Here is a 20,906-nt window from a genome sequence, read left to right as displayed (position 1 = left end):
CACGGCGCCCGCCACCATCACCGTAGCGTGTCGACGGGAAGCATTTGTCGCACCCGCGCTCTAGCGTGACCCGAATGGATGACAGCTATTCAGGGCCGGCGACGGTGCTCCTCGCCAGCGACGTCGAGATCCCGGTTACTGCACGTCTGCGAATCGACCGGTCCGGCAACCTTCCCGGCTGGCACGGCTCCTTGTCGAGTGACCACGACCTGTACCCGCTGTTCGAGGCGAGCGGCGGCCGGCTGCAACTGCCCGACGGCAAGGTCGGCGACATCCTTCCGTCGCGGATGGACGGGGCCGACACCACGCGCATGTCGATCAAGGGCAGTGGAGCGCCGCCGTTCTAGGAGACCGCCCGCTGGCCGGATGTGGCAGGTGGGTATCTCCCCGCTGCCGCTCACGCCGCCCGACTCGGCTTCGCCGCCAGGTGGGGCTTCGCAGTAGCAAACCAGTCGTCGCCCCTGGACTCGCCGAAGTCCTCCGGCGCATCCTCCGGCCATGCCCGGCACACCAGCCCTTTGAGCAGGTGGTAGCGGGGTGCCAGGTCGACGACGAGGAGCGCCATCTGGTCGTCGGCGACGGCCTGAGGTTGCGCGTACCGCCAGCCGACGAACGAGCCCTGGTCCTTGACCGTCCCGGACTTGCGGCGGATCTCCCACACCCAGGTCACCGAGTACAGGGAGCCGGCCGGGGCCGGCTCGGCAGGCGTGTCCACTGGCTCACCGCCGCCGCCGGGGTCGGCGGCCGAGCCGGCGCCACCACCGACGCAACCGGGCAGCACCAGCAACGCCGTACGGGACCGACGCACCGACCGCGGCGTTGCGGGGACCGTCCCAGCCGTGCCACACATCGGCGGCGGTCCACCACAGGCCACCCGCCAGCAGCAGCCACAGCCCGGCGAGCAGCACCCGACGCCACTGCCGCCACGTCCAGCCGGCGTACGGCGCGTACCGCGGGTACGGGACCGCCGGCGGCTGGTGGGGCGTCCAGCCCGGCTCACGGGCCTGCCTCTGCGCGACCGCCTCCCACGGCGGGATCCGGTTCGGGTTCCCACCGTTGTGGTCGATGTTGTACAGCGGGCGCAGTGACCGGATGTGGTGCTGCTCGCAGGCGTCGAGCTGGGCTTCCGTCCACACGCCCTTGGCGATGACGAACGCGCTGCCGACGATCGTGTCGGCCCACGGCTGCTCGTCGCGGTGCTGCCCTCCCGAACCCGCAGGCTCTGCCGGGTCTTCCCGACGTAGCCGAGCACGATGTTGCCGGTGACCGGGTGCAGGACGTAGATGCCGTAGACGACCCCGACTCGCACGCCGGCGGCAGGGCGGCGGCGGGTAGTACGTGCACGGGTGGGCGCGGTCACCGCTGTTCCTCCAGGTCGACCAGGACGGGCGCCGGCTGGAACAGGTCAACGCGCCGAGCGCGGGTGTCGGTGTACTGGTGCACGACGTCGACGACGCGGTAGACCAGCCGGCCGCGGAGGCCGTGCTCGAGCGTCACCTGCTGCCCGATGTCCGGGACTGCGCCGGCGGCGGTTTCGCCGATGGGTTGCCCACCCACCCGGAATGTGATCTTCGCGAGCATGGGTCAGCCGGCGTTCTCGGGCGTGTAGTACAGGCCCTTCCGGCCACCCGGCTGCACGATCCGGCCGTCGGCGAGCGCCCTCTTCAACGCCGGATACATGGATGTGCGGGCATCCCAGGCGATGTTCTGCTTCACCATGCGGGCCAGGACCTGGCCGGGCATGATCCCGCTCCTGCCGGCCTGCGCGATGATCGCGATCATGGCCTCGTAGCGGTCCACATCGGCCGGTGGCGCCGCGTCCGGCTCCGGCTCCCCGGCGACCTGGAAATGCTCCACAATCTGCGCCCATTCGTCGTCGTACACCTGCTGCTCCCGCGCCTCGCGCCGCGCGGCGCGCTCCTCCCGGGTCGGCATGAACCGCCCCCGCGGCTTGACGCCCGCGCGGTCGGCTCGGCCACCGCGGGCTGCGCGGGCGTCGACGCGGCCGGTTCGTCGTCGCTGAACTCGGGCGGCAGACCGTCGTCGGCGTACAGGTGCTCGGCGCGGGCCGCGGACCAGCGGCCGTCGTCGCCGGAATAGCCGGAGCCGTCGTACAGCTTGCGCACCGCGGCGTCGACCGCGCGGGCGCCCGCCTCGTCGAGGGGCGCCGGGTAGTTGGCGTGCAGCGTCGCCGCACGGTGGACGTTGGCGAGCATGGCGTCGCCGTCGCCGTAGAAGTGCAGCTTCCCGGGGGAGATCCGGCCGCCGTCGCCGTCCTGGATCAGCACCGCGCCACGGGTCGCCTTGTCCTTCAGCTTCGCGAGGAGTTTCGCCGCAGGGGCGTTGCCGGTGAACACCGACTGTGCATCCTGCGGGCTCGTGACGCCCAAGCCGGCGCGGAGCTCGCACTGCGACTTCAGGTCACCGGACCCGGTCATTGTGACGGTGCCGCGCTGGGTGGCCAGGACGAAGTCGACGGCCTCCGACCGTCCCAGCTGGATGTCCAGCGTGAGCTGGGCGATCAGGTCGTACAGCTTCGGCCCGCCGTCGCCCTTCTGGCCGCGGGCGTGCTGCCCGACCAGGGCGGCGATCTCGTCGCAGATGACGATGACCGCGGGACGCTGGCGCGTCGGTTCCACTTTGGAGCCGCCGTAGCCGGCGTTCGCGCGCTGCTCGATCAGGGCGTGGCCGCCGACGAGCATCCGGTGTGCTTCGGTGCGGGTGGTTGCCACCCAGTCCAGGACGGGGCGTTTGACTTTGCCGTCCAACCACGGCTTCAGCCACGGCTTCGCGGCACGGCCGCCCTTCAAGTCGATCATCCAGATGACGACGTCGGTGCACCGCGACAACTGGTGGATGATCACGTTGAGGAGGTTCGTCTTCCCACGGCCGCGGACGCCGACGATCAGCATCGCGATCTCGCGGAGCTTCAGCAGGATCGGCTCGCCGTCGGCGAACAGACCGACCGGGAACGCGGCGTTGATCGACAGCGGGGTGTGGTCGTCGGGCATCGGCAGGGTCTTGGTGAGGATGTCCTCGACGTCGAAGTGGATCCACACCTCGGAGGCCAGAGTGCGCCCGTCGGGCGATACGGCGCGTTCGGCGTGGACGGTGCCTTCCGGCATCTTCGTTGCGATCTCCAACGCGTCACACTTGCCGACCACCTGCCGATAAGTGACCTTCCCCGTGGTCGGCAGGGAGATGAGGATCGCGAACCCGGCCCTGTTCTCCTCCCGATCACGGTAGGTGCAGCCTGCAAGCCCGACCGACGCGAGCAGGCCCTCCCACCGCGCGGCCTCAGGGTTACGGAACTGCGGTACAGCTGCGGCGACCGGCGGTGCGGGCCGCGCCCGGACGGCCCGGTAGTGGGCCTCGTGCTCGAGTTGGGCGTGTCGCACCGCCGGGTAGGCGCCGGTGAACAGGGCGGCCCCGACCAGCGCGGACACGACCGCTTTCGGCTCGTACGGGGACGTGACCGCCGCGTACGTTAGCCACGTCCCGCCGGCCAGGCCGGCGGCGCCGAGATAGCCGCGCGCCCAGCCGGTGAACCGGTCCCCAGCAGCGGCGAGCACACCGGCCGCCGTTGTGGCCGCGCCGACCAGGCCGGTAGCGGCACCGACCGCCCACACTGGCCAGTCCGGATGGGCGGAGACGACCGCCTCGATCGTGGAGCCGGCGACGTACACGGTGGCGGTGCCGTACAAGGGGTGCAGCCACGCCCGATCACGCCACGGCCGGCCCAGCCACGTCAACGGCTGGACCTTTCGGCTGCGGGCCACCGTAGGACCCCCGTCGTCACCATCCTGATCAGGCCGGGATGTTCGTCTTGGACTCGTTCGGCCGCGGGTTCTCGTGCCGCTCGATGTCGGCGGCCTGCGCCACCCGCCACGTCTCGTACACCTCGTCCGCGGACTCGCCCATCTGGCCCATGCCGCCGCCGCAGTCCCGCCAGTGGTCGGCGACCTCGGCCTCGACGGGCTCGTCGCCGTCGAACCGGTCCGCGAGTCCGGCCATGATCTCCTGGAACTGGCGGAACGCCTCCCCGGCGGTGCCGAGGAAACTGTCAGCGTCGGGGATACCTTCGCCGCCCTCGGGCATCTCGTAGCCGCCGACGTGCTCCCGGAACGCCTCGACCACGGCCTCCCAGGCCGGGTGAAGTGGACGCCCATCAGACATACCTGTACCTCTTCCTCTGGTCTTGGATCGTGGTGGCGCCACAGCGGGCGCAGACACTGGTGGCCGAAACACCACCGGGGGCGCGGGCCGCCGCACGCGGGGTGGCCGGGCGACGGCGGGCGCGTCGGAGTCCTGCTCGTCGTCGTGCTGGTCCGGGACGGGTGTCGCCGCGGCGACCGGTTCAGGTTCGGGCACCCACAGCAGGCTGCGCAGCCGCTGCCACCACCAGGCCAGCACCAGGCGCAGCGCACGCCGGAAACCGACGTCCTTGGCCTTCCGCGCCCACCGGGTCCGCAGGATCCGCCGCCACGCCGCCGACAACGGCCGCCGGCCGCGCCGCCCCAGCCAACGAACCGTCCGCCAGGGTGCCCGCCAGGTCCGGGCGAGACGACCCGACCACCTCTGCCTCCGGACAGCACGGCGAGCGCCGCGCGCTGTCCGCCGCTCGTCCCGCCGTGCATACCTGCGGCGGCGCGCCTCCAGCCGCCGGTTCAACCGCATCGCCCGCAACGCCATCCGCTGCTGCTTCCGCGTCGCCGGGGTGTGCCCGAGACCCATCGCCGCGAGCAACTGGCGCTTGCGGCCAAGACCTCGTCGACCTGCCCGCTGAGTCGCCGACCGTGGTAGCGAGTTACCCAGCAGCCAGCCCGAGCCGCGGCCCAGCCCGGCGCGCGGCCGCCGCAGACGGCCGAGCAGCCCTGCCCGGCGACCCGCCCCGGCCCGGCCGGCACCCGCGCCACGCCGGCCCAGGAGCCCACCGGATCGGACTGCGGCCAGCTTCCCCCGCGTCGGCTTCGCCCGTCCGCCGGCTCCAGCGCGGCGGGCACCTCGGAGCATGCCGCCGAGCCGGCCGCCGCCGCCCGACCGGCTCGGCGTCCTCCTGACGCCCTTCAGAGCCTGCCCAAGACGCCCGGCTGCGGCCCCGGCGCCTCGCCGGCCACGGCCCGAGCCCGGCGCCCGCCACCGGCCCGTCTTCAACCTGCGCCGGAAGTCGGCGACACCGACCGCGGCCGCCGGCGCACCAGCCGCGGTCACGGCGCCCGCGACCGCGAGGCCGGCTACACCGAACACGTTGAACACGCCCAGGCCGACGATCGCGGCCGCCAACGCGGACCCGCCGATGATTGGCCCCCACGGGCGCGAAGCCTGTTCCACCTCGATCGTGTCGGCCGGGGGTGGGGGAACCCAGCCGGAGAGGGCAGGGTCAGGCAGTTCGGGCGGCGCCCACGGCCCTGCCGGGGGCAGCGGCTCGTCGACATCGGCGGGGTGCATCTGGTTCCCTCCCCTCGCGGTTGTCGCTTGTCGCGTCGCTTGTCGGCCCCGACAAGCGACAGTGTCGGATCGGCGTTTCCGCAGCTCACGGGCCTGTTGGTGACTGTTGTCGGGGCGACACGACAACGACAGCCGACAACGTCAGGTGGTGATGGCCGCGAGCGCGCCCACAAGCGGGACCGCGAACAGCGTCGCGACCACCGCGGTGTGCGCGAGCGGCCCCAGCCTCAGCACCGGAACCGGCACGGCCGGCGCCCGTCGGGCAGCGACAGTGCCGCGTTGACGGAGCACCGGCAGGCGCGCGTCAGGCGCCGACGTCGACGAGTTCACGGGCATCCTCCTGGGAGTCGTCGGCGGGCTCGCCGCCGGCGGTCTGGGTCTGGCGGGCGTGGTGCTCCGCCACGATCGCGATCAGCTTCGGGATCCGGCCGAAGCCCGCTCCGGTGATCCGGTGAACCTCCCGCGACTTCCACTCGTAGCCCGGCTCCGGGTGGGCGCGGAGCATCGCCGCGACCGCTTCGTCGTCGGTGAGCTTCGGTGCTCCGGAGCGGGTCTCGCCGTCGTCGGCGGCCTTCGTCTTCGACCCGCTCCGCCCGCCGCTCCGGGCCGCCGCCGAGGCCGCCTTGTCCCTGAGAGCGGCGATCTTCGCGGCCTGCTCCGCCTGAAGTTCGGCGACCTGTCTGGCGTGCTCAGCGGCTATGCGGTCGGTGCGCGCGGCCCACTCCGCCTGGATCCGCGCGACCGTCGAAGCCTGCTCCGCGGCCAGGCGCTCCGCCTGCTCGGCGAGCCTGCTCCGGAGCGCCATCGCCTCCTGCTCCGCTGAGGTGACGGCGCGGTCGGCGGCGGCGCGCTCCGACTCCTGCTCCGCCTCCAGCGTGGCGGCGTGCTCCGCGGCCTCCTTCGCGGCCCGCTCCGCTGCGTCCAGGTCGGTCTGGAGGCGGCGGAGCCGCTCCGCCATGTCGGCCCGCTCCGCCCGGTCGGAGCGCCGCTGGGCGTCGACGTCGTCCACCTTCCGCTGCAGGTCCGCGATCACGGCGCCGATCTTGTGCTGGTAGGAGGCGGCTGCTTCCACCACCCAGAAGAGCAGGACCGGGCCGGCCGAGTGGATCCCGACACCGATCCAGTCCGGGCCGCCGCCGGCGGTGAGCGGGGTGGCGATGTTCAGCAGCCACGTCATCACGGCGGTGATCCAGCGGAGGGAGCCGACCCAGCCGGCGCGGACGCCGTGGCGGGCGAGGGCGCGGGTGCCGACGAGGGCGAGGACGAGGCCGGTCTCGACGAGGAGTGACAGCATCCAGGCGACCTCGGCGGGGACCTTGTGGTCGATGAGCATGCCGGTGACGTTCACGAGGCCGTAGATCATGACGCCGCCGACGACGATCCAGACGCAGGTCTGGATGACGCCGGCTTCTCGCCTGGTCGAGGCGAGCTCGGCGGCGAGCTTGTCGCGATCTCCGCTCGTGGTCACATCAGAGAGTGTGCCACATACGGGATGATCGGGATAGCAGGGTTGATCGGGTTATCATCTGTCCGTGTCGCCCACGGCCCTCGCCCGTGCGCCTCTATGTGTGGCGCTACCGGCCCCGTTACGATCACCGCCAACCGCGGTGAGGGGGTGGGACGTGGGCAAACGAGATCGCGCCGAGCTGGAGCGGGCAGTCAGCGACGGGGAGTGGCTGCTGATCGGCGACCTGATGGTCTTGTTTGACGCGACCCGCTCGATGGTCGACCGGTGGCTGAACGACGGCGTCCGCCTCGCCGGCTCCCAGCGCATGGTGATCCGCTACCGGGTCCGAGCGGGCGGGGCGCGCGAGGCGCACCCGGGCGACGTGCTCGCTGTACTGGCAGAGACGCGGAAGGTGCGAAGCGCGGACGACCCGGACGGGACGACCGGCCTTACTGCGGACTGAACGCTGCGCGGGCGAGTGCGCGCCTAGGCATGCTCTTCGCGGAAGCGCAAGGGCCGCGTGCTGGACTTAGAGGTTTCGCCCGTTCGGTGGACACGCTGTCCGGCGGGGCTGTGATGAGCGGTGATGACGGACGGTGGGTGTGTACTTCCTGCGTGCAGTCAGATCAAGGACGCCAGAAGTAGACATTTGGAACATTAAGTACGAGACCTCTAGATGTGTCGGCGTGGCGCGTCAAGCACATCGCGCGTGTCACACTGAATTAGTTGCGAGGATCGCATGAAGTAGTTCAGCATTGGGGTATGCGGACGATGCCATGGAGCGAGATGCAACGTCACTCGAAGGAGGTAGCCGCCGCCGTCGACGAAGCCGGCGAGGTGTGCCTCGAACGCCGCGGGGAAGGTTCGTTCCTGCTCATCAGCAAGGACCGAGTCGAGCAAACCCGCGAGGGACTTGATGCCCTGGCCCGCCTCCTCAATGCCCTCGGCGGCGACGACAACGCCGAAACCCTCGGCCGCGCCCTCAAGGCCGCGCTTCCCTGGGTGAAGTTCCTGCCCGAGAAAGACCAGATCGCGTTCGCCCGGGAGTTCACCTGGACCGTCGGCGCGTGCAGCGACCTGGGCTTGTGGGCTCCGTTCGGACGTCTGCTCCATTCTTGGAAGCAGACCGCCGCGATCCACGCCAATCCACGCCTCGCCAAGGAACTATCCCGCGCCCTGGATGCCGACCTCGGGCCCGTCATGATGCCGACCGAGGGAGACTCGGGTGCCGCCGAAGAAGGGTGACCGTGTCGCGCCGCCGCCTCCGCCTGGTGGGTGGGAGCTGCGGCACGCGAGCAAGGGTGCCGTAGACGGATGGGAAGAGCTCAATCGACAGGCGCCGAACGCGTTGTTCAAAGCCTGGCACGTGATCTCCACTCAGCCGGAGACACCCGACAACTTTGAGCGGCAGCATCCGCTCAAGGGGGAGTTGGGCACCCGGATGGTGCAGGGGAAGAACCTCGAGCAGTGGCAGTACGAGGTCACCGGCGGCGGCCGGATCTGGTACTGCCCGGATTCGGAGAGGCGGATCGTCTGGGTGACGCTAGCCAGGACTGGCCATCCCAAGGCGACTGACTGAGATCTTCTCCGCTCGGAGCCCGCTGACGGTTCGTCAGCGGGCTCTGCAGCGTCTGGAGACTAGGCGTCCGCAGCCGTAGCCTTTCGCGCCCGGCCGGCCCGGCGCCGATGGCGGCGATTGCGTTGTCTCCCGCGGGTGGTCCGGCGCCGCACCGGTGTCGTTTCGCTTCTGCAGCTCGGGCGGTCTCGGCGATGTCGTCGGCGACGTGGCCCCGTTCAGGCGGTCGTCGGGTCGGTGGATGGTGGCCGCCGGAGCGGCCCTACCGTTCGGGCCAGGCTCGGTCGGCGTCCCGGTTCGCGGCCAGTAGGAGCTGGGCGGCCGTGTAGCCGAACCGGTCGGCGAGGCGCTGGAGGTGGCGGCGGCCGGTGGCGGCCATGTGCGTGTTGCCGGAGAGTTCGCCGAGGCGGACGGCGAGCGCGTGCGGGGCGGCGAGCGTCCTTGCGTGGCTGCGGACCTGGCAGGGGGTGGTGGTTGCGGTGGTCTGCATCTCCGGTCTCCCTAACTCCGTCGCTCTGTGATGTACTGAGTTTAGCCCACGGAGTGAAAAGGGGGCAACACGTGTACGGAGTTTTCTAGCTACCGGCGTCCTTGCGTGGCCGACCGCCCACACCAGCCCGATCCCGGTGCCGCTCGAACCAACCCTCGATCACCTTGCGACGCCGCTTGCTCCACCACGGCGACTTCCCGTTGAGCCCGTCCGGCGCCGGGAACGGATCGTCCGCGTACGGCTGTCCCGGCCGCGACCGTGTCAGGTACCGGGACACCGTCCGCTTCTCCACCTCGCCGATCTCGGCGACGTCGGCGAGGGTCAGGAACGGCTGCTCGGCCACGGCGTCCTCCGAAACTCGGTCGTCATCACGGGGACGACGATAGAGCAGCGCGGGCGTCATCGCGGATCCCTGGCGGGCGTCAGCCGCTCGCGGACCAACCGGCGCAGGTCGTCCCAGTTCCGGTACGTCGGCGCTGCCAACTCGGCCTCGTCGATCAGGGCGAGCGTTCCTGCAAGGTCCCCGGCGTGGAACGCGGCGGCGGCCCGCTGGTCGATCTCGTCCGCGGCGGCACGGCGGGCCGCTGCGCGTTCCTCAACCTCCGCGTCCGACAGCCGCAGCTCAAGCACCGCCGGGTCCTCGTTGATCACCTCGGCGACTGCGCGCCAAACCTGCTTGAGGGTGTAGCGGTCGCACAGCATGCCGAGGTGCCCCTCGGAGACGTACCGGGCCGCGTCGTCACGCCCGAACGTCATCGCGCCGACCTGGCCGTACCAGCGGCCGGCGTAGTCCTGCACGGCGTGGCGGATCATCGCCAGCTCGGGCGGTGTGAACGTCACGGCCGGCCCCCGGCCTGGGTGGCGCCGGCGACGCCGTCCAGGATGCGGGCGTTGACCCGGCCTGGAACCAGCCGGTCGCAGATCTCGACGAGACGGTTCGGGTCGGCGGTGGTGACGGTGAGCACCTCCACCGATGCGCCCATCACCGCGGTGGCGACGTGGTGGGCGCGGTCGGCCGCGGCCGACGCCAGGCCCCGGATGGCGGCGAGGAACGGCAGCGTCTCCAGCAGAACACTCGTGGGCAGATACGAGCCGCCGGCGACGACATCGTCCGCGTGCAGGTAGGCCGGATCTGCGTGGTGGAGGTCGCGGACAAGGTCGTCGCCCCGAGGAGAGCCGCGATGCAGCCCGCGCGTCGGTGGCCGTCGAGCAAGTAGGTGACGCCACCGGGCGGCGCCCAGGCGGTGAGGGTGCCGATCGGCCACCGCCGCTCCAGCGAGGCGAGCAACGCGGTGCGGGCCGCGACGTCCCAGGAAGGTCCGCCGGCGGTGGCCGCCGGGCGTACGTCGCCGTTGTGCAGGGCGGGGGCGAAATCCCGGACCCTGTAGCTGCGCATCACATAGGTGCCCATTCGTGCCTGCTTCCGTGTCGGTGGTACCGGCAGTGGACCCGGTGGGCGCCCCACCTGCTTGGCGGTGGGGCGCCCCGTTGCCGTCGTCAGCTCCAGCTGATGACCGCGTCCCGCTCGATCGCCTGGAGGGCGACCTCGTGGAGTTCGGTGAGCCGTTCGGCCAGGTGGCCGGGTCGGCGTCCGCACTCCGTCCAGCGCGCTTCACGGGCGGCGAACCGGCCGTGCTCGTCGTCGGTGGCGACGTCGAGGAGCGCCTGGGCGAGCAGTACGCGGCCGAGGAAGTCCTCGGCGGCGGTTTCCCCGTAGTCGCCGTCGAAGTCCAAACCCAGCAGGGTGAGGAGGTCGGCCCCGTTGCGGTCGTTCACGTTGACGCCCTCGGCGGTGAGGACGTGGGTGACCGACTCGTCGCCGAGGGCGGTGACGACCGCGGGGGCGAAGGTGATGGACATGGGGACCTCCCTGGGTTGGGTGTTGAGGTGCTCGCGTTCCCTGCACGCCCCGTGGGCGTTGGGGAGGCCCCGATGTCCCGCTCGCGCGGGTCCACTGTGGAGTTGTCAAACTCTGTCGCTCTGTTGTGTACCTAGTTTAGGCACAAAGGTTCGTGTGAGTCAACATGTGTACGGAGTTTCTCCTGCCAGATTGTCAGGCCGCACCCTGGCCGGTGCGCCGCTACCAGCCGGGCTGGCCTTCGGCCCGCATCCGCGCCGCGTGCCGGTCCATCGCGTCCTCGACCTGCCGCCGCTCTGCGGCCGGCATGCTGCCGATCACCTCTTCGTAGACCCCCTTCTCGGCCAGCTTCCGACCGAACAGGGTGGTCGTCGCGTCCGCGGCAATGTCCTCCGCCGACGGCTTGCTCCTGAACAGACCCATGGTGGGCTTCTCCTTGTCTGGTCGCGTCTGCGACCGGTCGGTGTTACCGGGTCTCGCCGTCGGTGTCGCCGACGAGCGCGTCGAGCAGGCACTGCTGCTCCCACGTGGACACCCCGCTCGCCCGGATCAGGTCCGCGATCCGGTAGTGGGGGTTCGCGGCGGCCTCGGCGAGGATCGCCTCGGCGAGCGCCCGCAGGTCCGGGCGTAGCTGCTCGAGGTCGGGGTTCACCGGCCGACCTCCCACGCCCGGATCGCCAGATGCCAGCCGGAGGCGACCGCGGTCTCCTGGTCGGCGCCCTGCGCGAGGAGCTTGTCGGCGTAGTGCTGAGGCAGGTGCCACGGGGCGGGCAACTCCCCGTCGGGGACACCGAGATCACTGACCATCCACATCGGTTGCTCTCCACTAGCTCATCGGAACGGCGGCCCGGCCGCCCCGGCAGATGGCCTGTCCCGCGGTCAAGGGCGCGATGTCCCGCGGCTTCCGCCCGGCGGACAGCTCAACCAGCGGCCACACGGCAACGAACAGGCCGGCCGGGATCAACAGCACCGCGATTCGACGGCGCTCACCGGCGACGGCCCGTCAGCCCGGCCAGCGCCTGCCGCAGCTGCACCTGCCGGGACGGCCGTGTCCGGTAGACGCGGGTGCGGCGGCCGCCGGCGGAGGTGTGCACGTGGAAGGTGCGCAGCTTGGGTTCGTGGTTCAGGTCGGTGCCGTGCATGGCGATGGCCGCCTCTCAGTTGACGATCAGTTGAATCCGTTGAAGATCAGGCGAAGGGGCGCCCGCCGCGCGGTGCGGGGGAAGCGGCGGCGGGCGCCTGGCCCGGCCGGCAAGCCGGGCCCACATGGGAAGATCAGAGACCGGGCGGCGGCGCGTCGCGGACGACGATCGTGTACGACGGCGCCTGCGCGTACAGGTCCCCGTCGACCTGCACCGACACCTCGGCGCCGACCAGCTCGGCGTTCGCGACCCGCTTCCACCGCACCGACTCCGGGAAGCGGCGAACGCGGTCGACGGACGTGGCCAGCCAGCGTTCGCCGTCGCCGATGCCGTCTTGGATCGCAACCTCGACCGAGGCGGCGAACGGCGCGTCGAGGAGGTTGCCGGCGGTCGCGCCGCGGATCTCGCTCACGCCGCCACCGCCTCGCGCCAGCCGAGCGCGGTCAGCGTCGCGGACACGATGTCGGGGCGCGACGAGCCGTCCCGGTAGATGAGGGTGGCCAGCCCTTTGCGGGCCAGCGCGCGGAGCACCGGCGCCGGGAAGGATCTGCCGCGGCGGATGCTGCCGCCCGTCTGCACCGCCGTGGCCAGCGCGAGCCGCTGCGGGACGCTGATCGCCGCGTGGTGCGCGCCGGCCATGGTGGGCCGGACCTGGCGCCGCTCGCCCAGGCGGGCGAGGGCCTGGAGGCCGACCGGTCCGGCGACGAGGACAGGCGCGGCGGTGAGGAACTGTGCGACTGCCGCGGCCGCCGACTCGACCGTCGCACCCTCCCGGCGCAGCGCCAGGGTGATGACGCGGGCGACCGTGCGGGCCAGCTGCTCGTCGACGTAGGAGCGGGTGAGGTCGTCGACCGGGGTGGCGACGGCGCCGCCGGCGAGGACCTCGACGCGGTATGCGGAGGGGCCGGCGATGGAGAGCTGGACGATGTGGGTGCCGGCTCGGGCGGTGAGCGGGCGGTCAGCCGTAAGCTGCATTTCGGATCACTCCTGGCTTCCTCAGGTGTGGATCAAGTACTGGCCGGAGCTCGAACTCCGGGTGGTGCGGTAGGCCCTCGGCTGGCGCTGGAATCGCCTGCCGGGGCCGTCTTGCGTCTAGCGGCCGGTCGGGACGAAGACGCCCGGGACGGAGAAGCCCTCGCCGTTCCACGTCGTGTGCTGCGACCGGAGCCAGATCGGGACGCCGTTCGAGCGGACGAGCGACACGTGGTTCATGTCGATGTCGCGGACGCCGTCGGCGGTCACGAGCGTCGCGGTCCGGCCGTTGATGTCGATGGCCACGCCGGTGAGATGGAGCGGGGAGTTGCCGGTTCCGACGATCTCGACGGGCTGCTCGGCGGCGGCGGTGGTCATCTCGTCTGCTCCTTCGTTCGGCCTTGCGATGCCAGTAACACTAGGCCAAGTGTCACTAGTCGTCAAGTGTCACTTGGCCTACAGTGAAAAGGCCAAAACAAACATGGAAGGATGGATGGTATGGCCGACGACATGACCGAGGACGACATCCGCCGCATCCCCGCCGAATACAAGCAACAGCTGGCCGCCGCGCAGGAGGAGGCGATCCGCACCCGCGACGAGAAGCTGCGCCGCGCCGCTGCGGCAGGCTGGAAGCAGGTGGAGCTCGTCGAGCTCACCGGGTACAGCCGCGAGACCGTCCGCCAGGCGCTCAACCCCGACGCGCGTGAGCAGACCGTCGGGGCGAGCGCGGGCCGCCGCGTGGCGCAGAAGACCGCGTCGTTCCGGGACTGGCTCCGCACCCGCAAGGACGAGAACACGCCGGTCGGCGACCTCGCCCGCGACGTGTTCGCCGACGGATCCTGGCCGCGAGGCCCGGGATCGTTGCGCAGGTACGAGCAGCACCTCAAGGGCCTCGGCGCGGATCCGGGTGCTGTGGAGGCGCTGCGCGAGGCGTGGCGGCAGTACGAACTGGAGGCGGGCGCCGGCGAAACGGAATAGCCGCAGCCGAAAAGGTGGTTGACCCTTCTGGACAGACGCCCTTACCTTGAACACCAAGACACCAACGAACCTCGGGAGTCACCGACATGTTGTGGCACGCCTCATCCGAACCGCAGCGGCAAACGCTGTGCGGTTTCGCGGGCATGCCCTCATACGTCGGGCGACCCATCGACGTGACCGCCAGCGAGAAGCCGAACCTGGGCAGGCGGCGACGGTAGCGCACACAAACAGCGCGAGCGCCGCCCACCCGACCAGGGACAGGGCGGCGTTTTCGTTGTAGCACAACAACTTTCATAGGGGTGTGGCGCAATCTGGTAGCGCAGCGGCCTCCAAAACCGCCGGTTGCAGGTTCGAGTCCTGTCGCCCCTGCTTCGCCCTGCGCATTTGTGCGCGGAATGGCGTTGATGGTTGAGAACTCCACAGTGGATGGCATACGAAAGGCCCGGCTGCCGGCGAACTGTTGTCGGCGGCCGGGCAATCGGGAGCGTCCGGCACGGTGACCGGGCCTGATTTGGGATCAGGAAATGCGGGGTTCGACTCCCCGGTTCCCGACGTATGGGCTTGTAGCGCAGCTGGTAGCGCGCCCGCTCGGCAGGCGGGAGGTCGGCGGTTCGAATCCGCCCTGGTCCACGTCATGCCCTTCAAGCTCAGAAGGCAGAGCGCGCCCGTGAAGTGGGCGAGGTTCTCCGTTCGATCCGGAGGAAGGGCACGTTGGTGCGGGATTGGTCGGTACGCCATGCCCGCCCGCGCCAGCTCCATGGGCCGTCGGAGCAGTTGGAATGCTCACCTCGCTCTCAACGAGGAGATCACGGGTTCGAGTCCCGTACGGCCTACGCAATGCCATCAATGCGGTCGTGGTGAACTCGGCGGACACGCCAGTCTTCCAAACTGGAGCAGCGGGGTCGGTGCCCGCCGGCCGCTCGTCGTTGGGGATTGGGCTAGTGACAGGCCGCCGAGTTTTGGCCTCGGAAGGGCGGGTTTGAATCCTGCATCCCCAGCCAAGCCGCGGTAGCCCAACGGTAGAGGCGGCCGGCTCAAACCCGGTCCAGCGCGGGTTCGACCCCCGCTCGCGGTACCCATGCCTTCGAAGCTCACGAGGTGGAGCGCGCCCTTGGTACGGGCGAGGCTGCGGGTTCGAATCCCGCCGAAGGCTCGATGCGGTTGTAGCACAACGGTAGTGCGGCTGCTTGCCATGCAGCAGACCGGAGTTCGACTCTCCGTAGCCGCTCCAACGACCCACCGGCCACGACCGAGAGGAGGCTTCCGGTGGACACCGTTTTGGTCATCAACGCCGACCTCGGCCCGCTCCACCGGGTCAGTCTCCGCCACGCGATCCGCATGTTGTGCCGGCGTGTCGCCGAGGTCCACGAAGCCGAGCCGGACCGGCTGATCGGCGTCTACCCGCTCCCGAAGGTCGTCCGGCTCGTCCAGTACGTGGTCACGAAATGGCGGTACACCGCCGGGCCAGCCTGGTCCCGGTCCGGGGTTCTGAACCGGGATGGTCACCGTTGCGGCTACTGCCCCGGCGTGGCCACGACCGTCGACCACATCCTGCCCCGCTCCCGCGGCGGCCGGAACACCTGGTCCAACACGATTGCGGCCTGTGGCGGCTGCAACCAGCGCAAAGGCGACCGCACCCCGGCCGAGGCTGGGATGAGGTTGCGGTTCAAGGCGACCGCCCCGACGTGGGCGGCCCTGGCCCAGCGCTGACGCGGCCGGCGGCATCTCTCGCCCGCCGGCCGCTATTCCCTCGTCGTCTATCTGGGAGGACGCGGCGCTCTGAACGCCGAAAGCTTGGTTCGAATCCAGGCGAGGGAGCGATGCCGACGAAGCACAACGGGTTCGTGCACGCGCCTTGTAAGCGCGAGGTAGCCGGTTCGAGACCGGCCGTCGGCTCCACGCCAGTGCAGCACGACGGGTGGTGCACGCGTCTCGTAAGCGCGCGGAGTCGGTTCGAGCCCGACCACTGGCTCCATGGGGATGTAGCTCACCTGGTAGAGCACCTGTCTTGCAAACAGGAGGTAGCCGGTTCGAGTCCGGCCTTCTCCACTCTTGCCCGGGTAGCCCAACGGTAGAGGCGCGGCGCTCAGACCGCCGTCAGTGCGCGTTCGAGTCGCGCTCCGGGTACGCGCACATGGTGTCGTAGCTCAGCTTGGTCTAGAGCGCTGCCCTGTCAAGGCAGAGGGCGCGGGTTCAAATCCCGTCGACGCCGCAGCGGAGGGTTGGCAGAGAGGTCTATCGCGCTGCCCTGCTAAGGCAGACCGGGTTCGCCCGGCGTCGGTTCGAATCCGACACCCTCCTCCATCCCGTCGAGGCCAAAGAGGTAGAGGCGCCTCGCTGATAACGAGGAGACAGAAGGTTCAACTCCTTCCGACGGGACTCATGCCCTGGTAGCGCAGCGGATAGCGCACCTGATTACGGATCAGGGGGTCGCAGGTTCGAATCCTGCTCAGGGCACGTATCGGGACGTGGCGCAGCTTGGTAGCGCACCGGTCTGGGGGACCGGCGGCCGTCGGTTCAAATACGGCCGTCCCGACCAACGGGTTGTAGCGCAGCTTGGTCAGCGCACTCGCTTCGGGAGCGAGGGGTCGTGGGTTCAAATCCCGCCAGCCCGACAGTGGAAGGTAGTGCCCAGCGGTGGGCAACCGGTCTCGAAAGCCGGGCCGTCGGTAACGGCGGGGGTTCGACTCCTCTACCTTCCTCCATGCGCCGGTAGCTCAGCGGCAGAGACAACCGCCTCTTAAGCGGTGGGCCGAGGGTTCGAGTCCCTCCCGGCGTACGACATCCCCCGGCAGCTCGACGGACCGAGCGGCCGCCTTCTAAGCGGACGGGTGCCAGTTCGACTCTGGTCCGGGGGACTTGCTCCCGCTAGCTCAATGGATAGAGCACCCGCGTCCTAAGCGGAGGGTCCGGGTTCAACTCCTGGGCGGGAGACTTCATGCCGCCGGCGCCTGATGGCCGGGCTCCGTACTTTTAATGCGGATTGCGGGGGTTCGATTCCCTTCGGCGGCACTGCGAGGTGGGGAAGTTCGGCCGTTCCCGCGGGCCTCATAAGCCCGAGCTCGTCGGTTCGTATCCGGCCCTCGCTCCCGTTCCGGAAGCTCAGATGGCAGAGCACCGCCTCGACACGGCGGAGGCCCCTGGTTCGATCCCAGGTCGGAACACCATGGCGTCGTCGACTAACCGGTCAGGTCGCCGGACTTTCAATCCGGATGGTGCGGGTTCGAACCCCGTCGACGCTACCCGTTCTGGCGTAAACCGTAATCTTGGTAGCGGTCCGGACTGTTAATCCGGCGGGCGCAAGCCTTCTGCAGGTTCGAGTCCTGCCGCCAGAGCCATGGAGGGGCCGGCTGGTCACGGACACGCCGCTGGAAACGGCGTAGGGGTCACACCCTCGCGGGTTCGAATCCCGCTCCCTCCGCTTCGCGCCGCAGCCCATCCGGTCGGTGGGAGCCGTCTTATAAGCGGACTGTGGCGAGTTCAACTCTCGCGCGGCGCACGTCGTGCGGATGCCTGTGTAGCTCAACGGAAGAGCGCCTGGTCCACACCCAGGAGGCCGGGGGTTCGACACCCTCCGCGGGCACTGTGACGGTAGCTCAACGGTGGAGCGCTGGGATGTGGCCCCAGTGGTTGCGGGTTCAACTCCCGTCCGTCACCCCAAGCGCGTCGTGGGCGGCTGGTCGCCCGGCGGTCTGTAAAACCGTTGCCCTCGTGCATGCCTGGTTCGAGTCCAGGGACGCGCACGATGCCCTCGTAGCTCAGCGGATAGAGCACCAGGTTCCGAACCTGAAGGCCGGCCGTTCGAATCGGTCCGGGGGCACGCACGGCGAAGTGATCGTTCTGGGTGGGCGCCGCGCCTGCAAAACGCGTGATACGGGTTCGAGTCCCGGCTTCGCCTCGATGCCATCCACTGCGGAGCCCTTCGCGGGCGGACGTTGGGTCCAGCCGCTGCTCATAACGGCGGCCTGCCGGGATCGTCACCCGGGCTCGCGACGCTGGTCAGCGTCGGTATGTCGGACCGGCCGTGCACGATGACCCCATGACCGACGCTACCCTCCCGCGGATCTTCGTCACCGTGCCCGGCGTCGAGGACCTGCGGACCGTGAGCGCATACCTGCGTGCGGCCGGTGCGCAGATCACCACGCGCCGCCGCGAGTTCGTCATCGAGGGACCTCTGACACCGATCCAGGCTGCGGCCCTTTGGCGCATTTCCCGGCATCGTGACGGCAACAGCGAGGGCAAGCAGCTTGAGTTGCGGGTGGAGCCAGCCGGCGCAGTGGATTCCGCGCTTCGCGTGCTGTGTCCCGAAGGTTTCGACGTACGCGCGTCTCTTCCCCCGGACGGCGGCAATCCGGTGGGTTGGTGGGATGAGCAGCAGCGGCGGCAGAGCCGCGGCGAGGCGTGGCGGCCGTCGCCGCCGCCAACGCCCACGTGCTGCGGTCAGGGCGGCGCCTGGGCGCCAAGGCCCGGCGAGCCGCAGGTGGTGGGTTGCATGCTGTGTCGGAACGCCGGGCGGCGGTATTGGCGTAACCGGGCGGATGGGCAGATGTACGTGCCAGTGAAGCCGCTGTCGGAGTGATCCCGATCGACTTTGTCGGACCCATACGCCACCATGGATCTATGAGCACTGAGGGTGCTGACGAGGTGACGATCACCGTGCCGTGGTGGCGGGTGCGGCAGTCTCCCGACACCGTTCTCCGGGCCGCCCGCGATACAGCCCGGCGGAAGAAGATCGCAGCCGAGGGGGACCCGATCGTCCGGGTGACGCTGGTGTGGCCCGGCAGCCATTCGACGGAGGCCGCCGCGTGATGCCCCAGCCGTACCCGCTGTGGATCGCCACATCCCCAGATCGGGTCGCGCGGATCGTCGCCTGGACCGAGGTCGACGGGCAGGAGGGCCTGTTCCCAGTCGTCTTTCAGCAAGGCGCGGCAGCAGCCGAACCCATCATGGAGAGAGGGTGGCTGGGCGACACCCGAGACCGGGCGATGATCGCGGCAGAGGAAGCGGTACATCCGCCGGCCTGGCTTGACGTGCCGGACGCGCGTGAACCGTCGGTCGGAGTCGCAGTCGCGGAGGCGACCATGGAGGCACTGGAGCGAGAGCGTCGGCAACGGTGACCGCGGCGGTGTCGCCAACCCGTCACCCGTATGGGTGCCGTTAACGCTGATCCTGACCGAACCGTGGATCTCTCCCGGACCGGCGTCGTGCGTATCGTCCGCGAATGACCGGCATCTACCTGTCACTCACACTGATGGCCCTGATACCGCTCCTCGTCGTTTCGGGCCTCCTGACGAAAGCCGACGACCCTGACCGGGTCCACGCAGGGCTGGCACTCCTCGCCTTGTGCACGCTCGCCGCAGTCGCTGTCGCCGCCTACGCCGCCGCCACCAGCCAGTGGATGGAACTCCCGCTCGCGGCTCTCGCCCTCTTGGCCATCACCATGGACTGGGACATGACGATCGCCCGGCTCCGCGGCCGGCTGCCCAAACTGACGCCGTGGCTGATCGGCGTTCGGTGGGGTTCTTCCACCAACCGCCGCAGGCCGCCAAGCTGATCCACATGTCCCTCGCTGACGATCTCCGCGCCGCCGCCGTCGACGTCGCCGCGGCCGCCATCACACAATCGTTGACCGGTACCGGCGGCTGCAACCCCGAGCAGCTGGCCCGCGCCGCCGTCGAGGCCGCCGCCCCGTTCCTCGCCGATGCCCGCCTGGTCGACGAGGTCCTCGCGGTGCGGGAGCCTGTAGACCCGCGCAAGCAGCGCCCGCGGATCATGCCCACGGTGCTGTGGGAGGAAGCCGCCGGCGACGAGCACCGCTACCTCGAGCTGGCGGAGGAGCACGGCTGGCTGAGCCTGGCGACCTGCCGGGTCGCGGACTACCCGTAGACGCGCGAGAGCGGCCGAGGCGGTTGGTGCCGCCTGGCCGCTCGCGCTTGCCCGCTGTCGTGGCCCTCGCCTCGGGGCGGATCCCCGGCCGGCTACCTCCGGCATCGTGTCGAGTCGTTTCGCGCGTCCGCTGGGATGCCTCCCGATCCCGCCTCGTGAGCGCCCTTGGTGAGGGCGGGAGCAGAGACCAGCCCCCTGTCTCGTGAGCACCCCCGGGAGCGGGGTGGGGGCAGAGACTCAGCCCCCTGCCAGGCTTAGCGGTTGCCCGCTTCCCTCTGACACCCTCAGCCTGACACGGCGAATTTCTGTCCACAAGAGACTGAATAAGTGGTTCACCATGCGCGATACCGCCCTACCCGTCCACGACCTTTGCGCAGGTCACACCCCGGCGGTAGCGTCCCCGGATGACCGACTAGGACCCGACCCCGGCTTCCGGGAGGCACTTACCCAGCTCGACCTCGGCGAGGCAGACGTGATCGTCGCGCCGCCTGGCGATCACGTCGAGTGGGCGCGGCAGGTCGGCTACAAGGTCACCGCCGGGGAGATCGACGGCGCCACCGTGTACGAGATCAAGCCGTCCAAGGACGGCGATACGCTACCGACGTGAGCGACGATCTGCGCTCCACCAGATGACCGTTCGTGATCCTCGTCGCAGGTCAGCACGCTCAGACGACGGCAATATGCACCCCTATACACCCTTGTGCACCCCCACCGCGTGAACGTCCACCGGCACACTCATGGCCATGACCTACGACCCGAAGTGCCCCGGCTGCAGGGTTGGTCGGCAGATCACCGCCGGCACCGCGGCGCTCATCGTGTTCGGTGTGCCGCTGTTCGGCGCCCGAGAAACCGGCTGGCTGCACGAGGAGCCACTCCCGGCCGCCTACCACCCGGACCCTATGGACAACAGCACGGTCTCCGCGAGCGCCTCCGTCCGCACCGGCGACTCTTCGATCAACGCGGGCTGGATCGTCATCCGCACCGACCAGGTCCCCGACCGGCGTGACGGATAGAACCCCGCATAGAGACGGGATGAATCCCGCAACCCATCACGGCGCTGAGGTGGTTGCGACGGAGGCTGACGCGCAAGAGCCGTTATCCCTTGCGGC

The 20,906-nt window shown here is 70.1% G+C and carries 32 protein-coding genes and 35 tRNA genes; 48 read left to right on the top strand and 19 right to left on the bottom strand.

What is annotated here, in order from left to right:
• Positions 1-74 precede the first annotated feature (74 nt).
• Positions 75-347, top strand: a complete 273-nt coding sequence (locus Phou_RS17540) for a hypothetical protein (RefSeq protein WP_173056985.1) — start codon at positions 75-77, stop codon at positions 345-347.
• Between the two features lie 50 nt (positions 348-397).
• Here Phou_RS17540 and Phou_RS17535 read toward each other — a convergent pair whose 3' ends face one another.
• From Phou_RS17535 to Phou_RS17505, 7 genes are all read right to left on the bottom strand, one after another.
• Positions 398-715: a hypothetical protein gene (locus tag Phou_RS17535; protein WP_173056984.1), complete on the bottom strand. Its 318-nt coding sequence runs from the start codon at positions 713-715 to the stop codon at positions 398-400.
• Positions 716-719: 4 nt separating this feature from the next.
• On the bottom strand, positions 720-1,136 hold the full coding sequence (locus Phou_RS17530) for a hypothetical protein (RefSeq protein WP_173056983.1): 417 nt from the start codon (positions 1,134-1,136) through the stop codon (positions 720-722).
• Between the two features lie 220 nt (positions 1,137-1,356).
• Positions 1,357-1,557 (bottom strand): hypothetical protein, encoded by a 201-nt coding sequence (locus Phou_RS17525; protein WP_173056982.1) that lies wholly within the window; start codon positions 1,555-1,557, stop codon positions 1,357-1,359.
• Between the two features lie 27 nt (positions 1,558-1,584).
• Positions 1,585-1,782 (bottom strand): hypothetical protein, encoded by a 198-nt coding sequence (locus Phou_RS17520; RefSeq protein ID WP_173056981.1) that lies wholly within the window; start codon positions 1,780-1,782, stop codon positions 1,585-1,587.
• Positions 1,779-3,752 carry an ATP-binding protein gene (locus tag Phou_RS17515; protein WP_173056980.1) on the bottom strand — a complete coding sequence of 658 codons (1,974 nt, stop codon included), beginning with the start codon at positions 3,750-3,752 and terminating at the stop codon, positions 1,779-1,781. The genes Phou_RS17520 and Phou_RS17515 overlap by 4 nt, the downstream gene beginning before the upstream one ends.
• Before the next feature lie 55 nt (positions 3,753-3,807).
• Positions 3,808-4,176, bottom strand: a complete 369-nt coding sequence (locus Phou_RS17510) for a hypothetical protein (protein WP_173056979.1) — start codon at positions 4,174-4,176, stop codon at positions 3,808-3,810.
• 1,576 nt (positions 4,177-5,752) lie between these two features.
• The gene (locus tag Phou_RS17505; protein WP_173056978.1) at positions 5,753-6,916 is read right to left on the bottom strand and encodes a coiled-coil domain-containing protein; all 1,164 of its coding nucleotides are present in this window, start codon (positions 6,914-6,916) and stop codon (positions 5,753-5,755) included.
• 154 nt (positions 6,917-7,070) lie between these two features.
• Here Phou_RS17505 and Phou_RS17500 point away from each other — a divergent pair, with 154 nt between their 5' ends.
• The 3 genes from Phou_RS17500 (at position 7,071) to Phou_RS17490 (ending at position 8,474) form a co-directional block, all read left to right on the top strand.
• Positions 7,071-7,358, top strand: coding sequence for a hypothetical protein (locus Phou_RS17500; RefSeq protein WP_173056977.1), 288 nt, complete (start codon positions 7,071-7,073; stop codon positions 7,356-7,358).
• 299 nt (positions 7,359-7,657) lie between these two features.
• Positions 7,658-8,140, top strand: a complete 483-nt coding sequence (locus Phou_RS17495) for a hypothetical protein (RefSeq protein ID WP_173056976.1) — start codon at positions 7,658-7,660, stop codon at positions 8,138-8,140.
• The gene (locus tag Phou_RS17490) at positions 8,121-8,474 is read left to right on the top strand and encodes a hypothetical protein (RefSeq protein ID WP_173056975.1); all 354 of its coding nucleotides are present in this window, start codon (positions 8,121-8,123) and stop codon (positions 8,472-8,474) included. Before Phou_RS17495 ends, Phou_RS17490 begins: the two co-directional genes overlap by 20 nt.
• Positions 8,475-8,733: 259 nt before the next feature.
• On the opposite strand, the gene Phou_RS17485 is transcribed toward Phou_RS17490, so the two are convergent.
• The 12 genes from Phou_RS17485 to Phou_RS17430 all read right to left on the bottom strand — a co-directional run bounded on the left by Phou_RS17485 (position 8,734) and on the right by Phou_RS17430 (position 13,311).
• Complete coding sequence (locus Phou_RS17485; protein WP_173056974.1) at positions 8,734-8,961, bottom strand: hypothetical protein; 228 nt, start codon at positions 8,959-8,961, stop codon at positions 8,734-8,736.
• 85 nt (positions 8,962-9,046) lie between these two features.
• Positions 9,047-9,304, bottom strand: coding sequence for a hypothetical protein (locus Phou_RS17480; RefSeq protein WP_173056973.1), 258 nt, complete (start codon positions 9,302-9,304; stop codon positions 9,047-9,049).
• 56 nt (positions 9,305-9,360) lie between these two features.
• Positions 9,361-9,801 (bottom strand): hypothetical protein, encoded by a 441-nt coding sequence (locus tag Phou_RS17475; RefSeq protein WP_173056972.1) that lies wholly within the window; start codon positions 9,799-9,801, stop codon positions 9,361-9,363.
• On the bottom strand, positions 9,798-10,226 hold the full coding sequence (locus Phou_RS17470) for a hypothetical protein (RefSeq protein WP_173056971.1): 429 nt from the start codon (positions 10,224-10,226) through the stop codon (positions 9,798-9,800). The genes Phou_RS17475 and Phou_RS17470 overlap by 4 nt, the downstream gene beginning before the upstream one ends.
• 232 nt (positions 10,227-10,458) lie before the next feature.
• Positions 10,459-10,821: a hypothetical protein gene (locus tag Phou_RS17465; protein ID WP_246273597.1), complete on the bottom strand. Its 363-nt coding sequence runs from the start codon at positions 10,819-10,821 to the stop codon at positions 10,459-10,461.
• 220 nt (positions 10,822-11,041) lie between these two features.
• Entirely contained in the window at positions 11,042-11,242 is a 201-nt protein-coding gene (locus Phou_RS17460) for a hypothetical protein (RefSeq protein WP_173056970.1), read from the bottom strand.
• Between the two features lie 43 nt (positions 11,243-11,285).
• Positions 11,286-11,471, bottom strand: a complete 186-nt coding sequence (locus tag Phou_RS17455; protein ID WP_173056969.1) for a hypothetical protein — start codon at positions 11,469-11,471, stop codon at positions 11,286-11,288.
• Complete coding sequence (locus tag Phou_RS17450; protein ID WP_173056968.1) at positions 11,468-11,626, bottom strand: hypothetical protein; 159 nt, start codon at positions 11,624-11,626, stop codon at positions 11,468-11,470. The genes Phou_RS17455 and Phou_RS17450 overlap by 4 nt, the downstream gene beginning before the upstream one ends.
• 179 nt (positions 11,627-11,805) lie before the next feature.
• A complete protein-coding gene (locus tag Phou_RS17445; protein ID WP_173056967.1) occupies positions 11,806-11,961 on the bottom strand; it encodes a hypothetical protein in 156 nt (51 codons plus the stop codon).
• A 133-nt stretch (positions 11,962-12,094) separates the two neighbouring features.
• Positions 12,095-12,373, bottom strand: coding sequence for a hypothetical protein (locus Phou_RS17440; protein ID WP_173056966.1), 279 nt, complete (start codon positions 12,371-12,373; stop codon positions 12,095-12,097).
• Positions 12,370-12,936, bottom strand: coding sequence for a hypothetical protein (locus Phou_RS17435; protein ID WP_173056965.1), 567 nt, complete (start codon positions 12,934-12,936; stop codon positions 12,370-12,372). Before Phou_RS17435 ends, Phou_RS17440 begins: the two co-directional genes overlap by 4 nt.
• A gap of 117 nt (positions 12,937-13,053) precedes the next feature.
• Positions 13,054-13,311 carry a hypothetical protein gene (locus Phou_RS17430; RefSeq protein ID WP_173056964.1) on the bottom strand — a complete coding sequence of 86 codons (258 nt, stop codon included), beginning with the start codon at positions 13,309-13,311 and terminating at the stop codon, positions 13,054-13,056.
• A 120-nt stretch (positions 13,312-13,431) separates the two neighbouring features.
• Between Phou_RS17430 and Phou_RS51130 the strand changes: the two genes are divergently transcribed.
• The 44 genes from Phou_RS51130 (at position 13,432) to Phou_RS17215 (ending at position 20,810) form a co-directional block, all read left to right on the top strand.
• A complete protein-coding gene (locus tag Phou_RS51130) occupies positions 13,432-13,911 on the top strand; it encodes a YozE family protein (protein ID WP_218579040.1) in 480 nt (159 codons plus the stop codon).
• Positions 13,912-14,206: 295 nt separating this feature from the next.
• Positions 14,207-14,280: transfer RNA gene (locus Phou_RS17420), tRNA-Trp, on the top strand.
• Positions 14,281-14,390: 110 nt separating this feature from the next.
• Positions 14,391-14,463, top strand: a tRNA-Pro gene (locus Phou_RS17415).
• Between the two features lie 5 nt (positions 14,464-14,468).
• Positions 14,469-14,541 (top strand) — tRNA-Ala (locus Phou_RS17410).
• 129 nt (positions 14,542-14,670) lie between these two features.
• Positions 14,671-14,744, top strand: a tRNA-Glu gene (locus tag Phou_RS17405).
• Positions 14,745-14,759: 15 nt separating this feature from the next.
• Positions 14,760-14,832, top strand: a tRNA-Gly gene (locus Phou_RS17400).
• 6 nt (positions 14,833-14,838) lie between these two features.
• Positions 14,839-14,912, top strand: a tRNA-Gln gene (locus Phou_RS17395).
• Between the two features lies 1 nt (position 14,913).
• Positions 14,914-14,986, top strand: a tRNA-Leu gene (locus Phou_RS17390).
• A gap of 5 nt (positions 14,987-14,991) precedes the next feature.
• A tRNA-Thr gene (locus Phou_RS17385) sits at positions 14,992-15,064 on the top strand.
• A 4-nt stretch (positions 15,065-15,068) separates the two neighbouring features.
• A tRNA-Gly gene (locus tag Phou_RS17380) sits at positions 15,069-15,142 on the top strand.
• Between the two features lie 35 nt (positions 15,143-15,177).
• Complete coding sequence (locus tag Phou_RS17375) at positions 15,178-15,621, top strand: HNH endonuclease (RefSeq protein WP_173056963.1); 444 nt, start codon at positions 15,178-15,180, stop codon at positions 15,619-15,621.
• Positions 15,622-15,657: 36 nt separating this feature from the next.
• Positions 15,658-15,729, top strand: a tRNA-Gln gene (locus Phou_RS17370).
• 4 nt (positions 15,730-15,733) lie between these two features.
• A tRNA-Thr gene (locus Phou_RS17365) sits at positions 15,734-15,810 on the top strand.
• 1 nt (position 15,811) lies between these two features.
• A tRNA-Thr gene (locus Phou_RS17360) sits at positions 15,812-15,886 on the top strand.
• 1 nt (position 15,887) lies between these two features.
• Positions 15,888-15,960 (top strand) — tRNA-Ala (locus Phou_RS17355).
• A gap of 5 nt (positions 15,961-15,965) precedes the next feature.
• A tRNA-Leu gene (locus Phou_RS17350) sits at positions 15,966-16,038 on the top strand.
• 9 nt (positions 16,039-16,047) lie between these two features.
• Positions 16,048-16,123: transfer RNA gene (locus tag Phou_RS17345), tRNA-Asp, on the top strand.
• Positions 16,124-16,127: 4 nt separating this feature from the next.
• Positions 16,128-16,215: transfer RNA gene (locus Phou_RS17340), tRNA-Ser, on the top strand.
• Between the two features lies 1 nt (position 16,216).
• Positions 16,217-16,290, top strand: a tRNA-Ile gene (locus tag Phou_RS17335).
• A 5-nt stretch (positions 16,291-16,295) separates the two neighbouring features.
• Positions 16,296-16,368, top strand: a tRNA-Arg gene (locus tag Phou_RS17330).
• Positions 16,369-16,373: 5 nt separating this feature from the next.
• Positions 16,374-16,450: transfer RNA gene (locus Phou_RS17325), tRNA-Pro, on the top strand.
• 1 nt (position 16,451) lies between these two features.
• Positions 16,452-16,526, top strand: a tRNA-Pro gene (locus tag Phou_RS17320).
• Positions 16,527-16,530: 4 nt separating this feature from the next.
• Positions 16,531-16,616 (top strand) — tRNA-Ser (locus Phou_RS17315).
• A gap of 1 nt (position 16,617) precedes the next feature.
• A tRNA-Lys gene (locus tag Phou_RS17310) sits at positions 16,618-16,690 on the top strand.
• A gap of 6 nt (positions 16,691-16,696) precedes the next feature.
• Positions 16,697-16,769, top strand: a tRNA-Arg gene (locus Phou_RS17305).
• 4 nt (positions 16,770-16,773) lie between these two features.
• A tRNA-Arg gene (locus Phou_RS17300) sits at positions 16,774-16,845 on the top strand.
• A gap of 6 nt (positions 16,846-16,851) precedes the next feature.
• A tRNA-Lys gene (locus tag Phou_RS17295) sits at positions 16,852-16,923 on the top strand.
• Between the two features lies 1 nt (position 16,924).
• Positions 16,925-17,000: transfer RNA gene (locus Phou_RS17290), tRNA-Met, on the top strand.
• Positions 17,001-17,002: 2 nt separating this feature from the next.
• Positions 17,003-17,078, top strand: a tRNA-Val gene (locus Phou_RS17285).
• Between the two features lies 1 nt (position 17,079).
• Positions 17,080-17,153, top strand: a tRNA-Glu gene (locus Phou_RS17280).
• Positions 17,154-17,158: 5 nt separating this feature from the next.
• Positions 17,159-17,249, top strand: a tRNA-Asn gene (locus Phou_RS17275).
• Between the two features lies 1 nt (position 17,250).
• Positions 17,251-17,332: transfer RNA gene (locus tag Phou_RS17270), tRNA-Ser, on the top strand.
• A 4-nt stretch (positions 17,333-17,336) separates the two neighbouring features.
• Positions 17,337-17,410, top strand: a tRNA-Ile gene (locus tag Phou_RS17265).
• A gap of 12 nt (positions 17,411-17,422) precedes the next feature.
• A tRNA-Val gene (locus Phou_RS17260) sits at positions 17,423-17,494 on the top strand.
• A gap of 2 nt (positions 17,495-17,496) precedes the next feature.
• A tRNA-His gene (locus tag Phou_RS17255) sits at positions 17,497-17,571 on the top strand.
• A gap of 1 nt (position 17,572) precedes the next feature.
• A tRNA-Tyr gene (locus Phou_RS17250) sits at positions 17,573-17,654 on the top strand.
• A 4-nt stretch (positions 17,655-17,658) separates the two neighbouring features.
• A tRNA-Arg gene (locus Phou_RS17245) sits at positions 17,659-17,731 on the top strand.
• Between the two features lie 219 nt (positions 17,732-17,950).
• Positions 17,951-18,490, top strand: a complete 540-nt coding sequence (locus Phou_RS17240; protein WP_173056962.1) for a hypothetical protein — start codon at positions 17,951-17,953, stop codon at positions 18,488-18,490.
• A gap of 41 nt (positions 18,491-18,531) precedes the next feature.
• Positions 18,532-18,720, top strand: a complete 189-nt coding sequence (locus Phou_RS17235) for a hypothetical protein (RefSeq protein WP_173056961.1) — start codon at positions 18,532-18,534, stop codon at positions 18,718-18,720.
• Positions 18,720-19,028 (top strand): hypothetical protein, encoded by a 309-nt coding sequence (locus tag Phou_RS17230; protein ID WP_173056960.1) that lies wholly within the window; start codon positions 18,720-18,722, stop codon positions 19,026-19,028. Before Phou_RS17235 ends, Phou_RS17230 begins: the two co-directional genes overlap by 1 nt.
• 104 nt (positions 19,029-19,132) lie before the next feature.
• Positions 19,133-19,465 carry a hypothetical protein gene (locus Phou_RS17225; RefSeq protein ID WP_173056959.1) on the top strand — a complete coding sequence of 111 codons (333 nt, stop codon included), beginning with the start codon at positions 19,133-19,135 and terminating at the stop codon, positions 19,463-19,465.
• A gap of 5 nt (positions 19,466-19,470) precedes the next feature.
• Complete coding sequence (locus tag Phou_RS17220; protein WP_173056958.1) at positions 19,471-19,797, top strand: hypothetical protein; 327 nt, start codon at positions 19,471-19,473, stop codon at positions 19,795-19,797.
• 472 nt (positions 19,798-20,269) lie between these two features.
• A complete protein-coding gene (locus tag Phou_RS54460) occupies positions 20,270-20,404 on the top strand; it encodes a hypothetical protein (protein ID WP_281365037.1) in 135 nt (44 codons plus the stop codon).
• 136 nt (positions 20,405-20,540) lie between these two features.
• Positions 20,541-20,810 carry a hypothetical protein gene (locus Phou_RS17215; protein WP_173056957.1) on the top strand — a complete coding sequence of 90 codons (270 nt, stop codon included), beginning with the start codon at positions 20,541-20,543 and terminating at the stop codon, positions 20,808-20,810.
• Positions 20,811-20,906 lie beyond the last annotated feature (96 nt).

This window comes from Phytohabitans houttuyneae (assembly GCF_011764425.1).
GTDB lineage: Bacteria > Actinomycetota > Actinomycetes > Mycobacteriales > Micromonosporaceae > Phytohabitans > Phytohabitans houttuyneae.
This window is presented reverse-complemented; position numbering and strand designations above follow the sequence as displayed.

Excerpts from the sequence above, each read along its gene's own strand:
- Phou_RS17225 (WP_173056959.1), top strand. The coding sequence starts at position 19,133 with ATGACCGGCATCTACCTGTCACTCACACTGATGGCCCTGATACCGCTC.
- Phou_RS17520 (WP_173056981.1), bottom strand. The coding sequence starts at position 1,782 with ATGATCGCGATCATCGCGCAGGCCGGCAGGAGCGGGATCATGCCCGGC.
- Phou_RS17460 (WP_173056970.1), bottom strand. The coding sequence starts at position 11,242 with ATGGGTCTGTTCAGGAGCAAGCCGTCGGCGGAGGACATTGCCGCGGAC.
- Phou_RS17495 (WP_173056976.1), top strand. The coding sequence starts at position 7,658 with ATGCGGACGATGCCATGGAGCGAGATGCAACGTCACTCGAAGGAGGTA.
- Phou_RS17220 (WP_173056958.1), top strand. The coding sequence starts at position 19,471 with ATGTCCCTCGCTGACGATCTCCGCGCCGCCGCCGTCGACGTCGCCGCG.
- Phou_RS17445 (WP_173056967.1), bottom strand. The coding sequence starts at position 11,961 with ATGCACGGCACCGACCTGAACCACGAACCCAAGCTGCGCACCTTCCAC.
- Phou_RS17465 (WP_246273597.1), bottom strand. The coding sequence starts at position 10,821 with ATGTCCATCACCTTCGCCCCCGCGGTCGTCACCGCCCTCGGCGACGAG.
- Phou_RS17510 (WP_173056979.1), bottom strand. The coding sequence starts at position 4,176 with ATGTCTGATGGGCGTCCACTTCACCCGGCCTGGGAGGCCGTGGTCGAG.
- Phou_RS51130 (WP_218579040.1), top strand. The coding sequence starts at position 13,432 with ATGGCCGACGACATGACCGAGGACGACATCCGCCGCATCCCCGCCGAA.
- Phou_RS17230 (WP_173056960.1), top strand. The coding sequence starts at position 18,720 with ATGCCCCAGCCGTACCCGCTGTGGATCGCCACATCCCCAGATCGGGTC.
- Phou_RS17215 (WP_173056957.1), top strand. The coding sequence starts at position 20,541 with ATGACCTACGACCCGAAGTGCCCCGGCTGCAGGGTTGGTCGGCAGATC.
- Phou_RS17435 (WP_173056965.1), bottom strand. The coding sequence starts at position 12,936 with ATGCAGCTTACGGCTGACCGCCCGCTCACCGCCCGAGCCGGCACCCAC.
- Phou_RS17540 (WP_173056985.1), top strand. The coding sequence starts at position 75 with ATGGATGACAGCTATTCAGGGCCGGCGACGGTGCTCCTCGCCAGCGAC.
- Phou_RS17485 (WP_173056974.1), bottom strand. The coding sequence starts at position 8,961 with ATGCAGACCACCGCAACCACCACCCCCTGCCAGGTCCGCAGCCACGCA.
- Phou_RS17240 (WP_173056962.1), top strand. The coding sequence starts at position 17,951 with ATGACCGACGCTACCCTCCCGCGGATCTTCGTCACCGTGCCCGGCGTC.
- Phou_RS17450 (WP_173056968.1), bottom strand. The coding sequence starts at position 11,626 with ATGGTCAGTGATCTCGGTGTCCCCGACGGGGAGTTGCCCGCCCCGTGG.
- Phou_RS17430 (WP_173056964.1), bottom strand. The coding sequence starts at position 13,311 with ATGACCACCGCCGCCGCCGAGCAGCCCGTCGAGATCGTCGGAACCGGC.
- Phou_RS17235 (WP_173056961.1), top strand. The coding sequence starts at position 18,532 with ATGAGCACTGAGGGTGCTGACGAGGTGACGATCACCGTGCCGTGGTGG.